The 4,559-nt window shown below is 54.4% G+C and carries 4 protein-coding genes and 1 pseudogene; 4 read left to right on the top strand and 1 reads right to left on the bottom strand.

Annotated elements, in window-relative coordinates; translation table 11 throughout:
* Nucleotides 1-743, top strand: a 743-nt coding sequence (locus PPL9_RS23660) for a Gfo/Idh/MocA family oxidoreductase (protein WP_057465007.1), incomplete at its 5' end; no start/stop codon positions are given.
* Between the two features lie 75 nt (nucleotides 744-818).
* On the opposite strand, the gene paaN is transcribed toward PPL9_RS23660, so the two are convergent.
* Nucleotides 819-2,483: a phenylacetic acid degradation protein PaaN gene (paaN, locus tag PPL9_RS23655; RefSeq protein ID WP_057465006.1), complete on the bottom strand. Its 1,665-nt coding sequence runs from the start codon at nucleotides 2,481-2,483 to the stop codon at nucleotides 819-821.
* A 367-nt stretch (nucleotides 2,484-2,850) separates the two neighbouring features.
* Here paaN and paaG point away from each other — a divergent pair, with 367 nt between their 5' ends.
* The 3 genes and pseudogenes from paaG to PPL9_RS23640 all read left to right on the top strand — a co-directional run.
* A complete protein-coding gene (gene paaG / locus PPL9_RS23650; protein WP_208989580.1) occupies nucleotides 2,851-3,666 on the top strand; it encodes a 2-(1,2-epoxy-1,2-dihydrophenyl)acetyl-CoA isomerase PaaG in 816 nt (271 codons plus the stop codon).
* On the top strand, nucleotides 3,666-4,097 hold the full coding sequence (gene paaI, locus PPL9_RS23645) for a hydroxyphenylacetyl-CoA thioesterase PaaI (RefSeq protein ID WP_057465005.1): 432 nt from the start codon (nucleotides 3,666-3,668) through the stop codon (nucleotides 4,095-4,097). The genes paaG and paaI overlap by 1 nt, the downstream gene beginning before the upstream one ends.
* A 34-nt stretch (nucleotides 4,098-4,131) precedes the next feature.
* Nucleotides 4,132-4,559 (top strand): annotated as a pseudogene (locus PPL9_RS23640) (phenylacetate--CoA ligase); the annotation flags it as partial.

Below are 4,559 nucleotides of genomic sequence, written 5' to 3'. Positions count from 1 at the left end.
GTGCTGGTAAGGCAATCTTCTGCGAAAAGCCAATCCATCTGGACGGCGACCGTGTGCGCGAATGCCTCAAGGTTGTTGAGGAGACCGGTGCAAAGCTGATGGTTGGCTTCAACCGTCGTTTTGACCCGAACTTCGCTGAAGTGAAGCGCCAGATTGAAGCTGGAGTGATTGGTGACGTTGAGATGGTTCAGATCACCTCTCGTGACCCTTCCCCGCCACCAGTCGACTACGTGAAGCGCTCCGGCGGTCTGTTCAAAGACATGATGATCCATGACTTTGACATGGCTCGCTTCCTGCTTGGCGAAGAAGTTGTTGAAGTGAACGCCATGGGCAGCGCAATCGTATCTGAAGAGATCGGTGCTGCTGGTGATGTGGACACGGCAACTGCAACGCTGAAGACAGCAAGCGGCAAGATCTGCACCATCACCAACTCCCGCCGCGCCACTTACGGTTACGACCAGCGCGTGGAAGTGCACGGTTCCAAGGGTATGGTGTCTGCAGAAAACATGCGCACCACCACTGTGACCGTTGCAAATGGTGACGGCTACACTGCTGAGCCACTCATGGACTTCTTCATGGAGCGCTATGAAGCGGCTTACCGCATTGAGCTGGCGGCCTTCGTTGACGCTTTGACCAGTGGTTCCGAGATCTCTCCAAACGGCTTTGATGGCCTGAAGGCTCTCGAACTTGCTGAAGCTGCAACTGCAGAAGTTGCCAAAGCACGCGATCTGGCAAACGCTTAAGCTGCTTTAAAAACTGAATATGAAAAGGGCCGATGTATTGCATCGGCCCTTTTTTATTGGTCTAAAGCCTTCGCTTTACGCCATTGCTGCCTGACGGCGGACGGTGGCGATGCGGAAGCGGTTGGCGACGTAGGCGCCGTCTGTGAGACTGGCGTTGCCGGCCGGGTTGGCACCGGTGACGTGGAAGTCAGAGTACGCTGCTGACTGGTTCACGTAGATGTTGCCAGTCAGGTTCACAGAAAGCGGTGCGCCTGCCCATGCGTAGGCATCGGTGGCCTTGTCGATCACATCTTCATTGGTTGAATACAGCGCTGCGGTGATTGCACCGTGGCTTTTGGCTGAGCCTGCTGCGCGGGCGATGGCATCATCGATGTCATCACAGGCGATGATGAAGGAGATCGGGCCGAAGCGCTCCTGCATGTAGGCTTCTTCCTCTTTGGAATCGACAGCTACAACAGTTGGCGTTGCAGAGCGAGCGCCGTTCATGCCTTCCACTGGCTCGGATGAGCGGATCACCTTACCCAGCTTTCCTGCCGCAAAAATGCGTTCCAGTGTGGATGGGTTCTGCACGGCGCCGAGGATGGCAGCTGCGCGGGCCGGATCGCCAAGGAGCTTATCCAATGAGATTTTGATGGCTTGCGCCACTTCCTCAAAGCTCTTCTTGCCGTCGTTGGTTTCAATGCCGTCACGGGGAACGAAGATGTTCTGCGGTGTGGTGCACATCTGGCCGGAGTAGAGCGACAAGGAGAACGCGATGTTGCTGGCCATGCCGCGCAGGTTGTCTGTCGATTCAATGGTGATTGCGTTGACGCCTGCTTCCTCGGTGTAGACCAATGCGTCGCCTGCGTTTTCACGCACCCATGCACCAAAGGCATTGGAGCCGGTGAAGTCGATGATCTTCACGGCATCATTGGTCACCAGTTCCTTGGTTTTTGGCGCCTCTGCGGTATCCGCAGCCAGCATCAGTACGTTTGGATCAAAGCCAGCTTCTTTGAGCACCTCACGGCCAATCTGAATGGAGATGGCCATTGGCAGGATCGCCATTGGGTGAGGTTTGATGATGACCGGGTTGCCAGTGACGAAGCTTGCGAACATACCCGGATAGGTGTTCCAGGTTGGGAAAGTTGCACAGCCGATGACCAGCGCAACACCGCGTGGCACAACGCGGAATTTCTTATCCAGCACAATCGGATCATGCTTGCCCTGCGGCTTGGTCCAGGTCACCTCGGTTGGAGTCTGGGTCATCGCGTCATAGGCATAAGCGACGGCTTCCAGTCCTCTGTCCTGCGCGTGTGGGCCACCTGCCTGAAACGCCATCATGAACGCCTGACCGGAGGTGTGCATCACCGCATTGGCGATGAGGAAGGATTTTTTGTTGATGCGGCTCAGCATTTCCAGCGCAACGCCGACGCGTTCTTCAACGGTTGCTTTCGCCCAGCTCTTGCCAGCTTCTGAGGCTGCTTTGACCAACTCTGCGGGATCAGCATCTTCATAGGTGACGCCCAGCTCTTTGCCGTAGGGAGACGATTCTGCGCCTGTCCAGTTGCCGTTGGTTGGCTGGTCCAGTGCGAATGGCTTACTGAGAATCCCCTCAAATTCTGCAAGCTGATCGTCTTTTGCTGTTTCGCCATAGATCTTACCGGATGCGATCTCAGGATAAGCGGACCAGTAATCTCTTGATTTACTTGTCTTTACTGCCTGAAAGAGCGTGTCTTTATGCGTTTCAAAAAAGTTACTCATTGTTCCTCCTCGAAAAACCTGCGCCTACCGCAGTGCTTCTTCGACCAATGTGTGACCTTAAAGCGCTCCACAATTACTCCAGATCGCGCGAACACTTTAAGGTCTCTTGTTTCCTGCGTATTCTCTTCCCAAAACCGGATTCCACTTTTGGCGAATACGCTCTGAATTCCAATTGACAGCGGTTTCACTTCCAGACAATAATTTACCGACCGGTCAGTCATTTCAAGCAAAAAGTGCCAGAACCATCGACCAGTCTACGAAATGATTAGGTTTTCCAGAGGGCTCTCCTCATGAATTTGGAAGTTCATTGGGAGCAAATTGGTGGTTCACTGGTGAGTGATGATTGATCTATTTGGAGGGAGAGACCATGAGCGAGACCACAGTCATTTCCGAGCAGAGCATTTTGGTGGATGTGAAAAACACCTACCACGTGATTACGCTGAACCGCCCTGACAAGCTGAACTCGTTCAACGACGAGATGCACCGCGCGCTCTATGCGGCGCTGGAAGCTGCGGACGCAGATGACAACTGCCGCGCTATTTTGCTGACGGCTGCAGGCAAAGGCTTCTGCGCTGGTCAGGATCTTGGTGACCGCGTGAAGCCGACACCAGACTCCCCTCCACCGGACCTGACCCAGACTATCGGCGATTTTTATAATCCTCTCATCCGCAAGCTGAAGTCGATCAACATACCGATCGTGTGTGCGGTCAATGGCGTGGCTGCCGGTGCTGGCGCCAACATTGCCATGGCCTGTGACATCGTGATTGCCTCTGAGAAAGCCAAGTTTATTCAGGCGTTTGCTAAAATCGGGCTGGTGCCGGATTCTGGCGGCACCTACTTCCTGCCACGCCTTGTGGGTTCTGCCCGTGCACGTGGCCTTGCCATGCTGGGCACGCCGATCACCGCTGCGCAGGCCGCGGAATGGGGCATGATCTGGAAGTGCTCTTCTACCGAGACCTTTCTGGAGGAAGCCACTGCCATGGTGCAGGAGTTTTCTGTTGGGCCAACCATCGGCCTTGGTCTGATCAAGCAAGCGCTGAATGCGTCTGAAGGCAACACACTGGATGAACAGCTTGATCTGGAGCGGGATTATCAGGGTGAAGCGGGCCGTACGCCGGATTATCTGGAGGGCGTGACGGCCTTCATGGATAAGCGGGCTCCAAAGTATTCAGGCAAGCGCTGATGAACAAGCAGGAATTAGCGGAGGCCGTTGCGGCCTCCATGTGGGACGAAGACGAGGCGACACAAGCGCTTGGAATGACACTGGACGAGATTGCACCCGGACGGGCCGTGATTTCCATGAAGGTGATGGAGCGCATGACCAATGGGCATAAGACCTGTCATGGCGGGTACATTTTTACCCTCGCGGACAGTGCGTTTGCATTTGCGTGCAACAGCCATAACCAGCGTGTTGTCGCTTTCCAGTGTTCCATCACGTATCTCGCACCGGCTTTTGAAGATGATGTTTTAACGGCAACAGCCGAGGAACTTACCGTGCAAGGCCGATCCGGCATTTACGACATTCATGTACGCAATCAGGACGGCGCGCATATTGCAGAATTTCGCGGAAACTCGAGGACCATCAAAGGGACGCATATCGAGTTAAGCACCTAGTTTTTATGGATGACCAGCATTTGAGGAGGAGAAAATGTTGGAGGTTGAAGAACGCAGGCCCGATCTGGAGCCTATTGAAACGGCAGGACGGGAAGACCTGGCAGCGCTGCAACTGGAGCGCATGCGCTGGTCAGTGCGGCACGCTTATGAGAACGTAAAGTTCTACAAAGACAGCTTTGATGCAGCTGGCGTGCATCCTGATGATCTGCAAAGTCTTGCTGATCTGGCGAAGTTTCCATTCACCACCAAGCAGGATTTGCGCGACAATTATCCGTTCGGGATGTTTGCTGTTCCGGAAGAGGATATCTGCCGCATTCATGCATCCTCTGGCACCACAGGCAAGCCAACCGTTGTTGGCTACACCAAGAAAGACATCGAAACCTGGGCCGGTGTGGTTGCGCGTTCCATTCGTGCAGCAGGTGGTAAGCCGGGTGACAAAGTGCACATCGCTTATGGTTATGG

The organism is Pseudovibrio sp. POLY-S9, from assembly GCF_001431305.1.
Lineage (GTDB): Bacteria > Pseudomonadota > Alphaproteobacteria > Rhizobiales > Stappiaceae > Pseudovibrio.
Note: the sequence above shows the minus strand (reverse complement) of the source record. Positions and strands in the feature narration are given on the sequence as shown.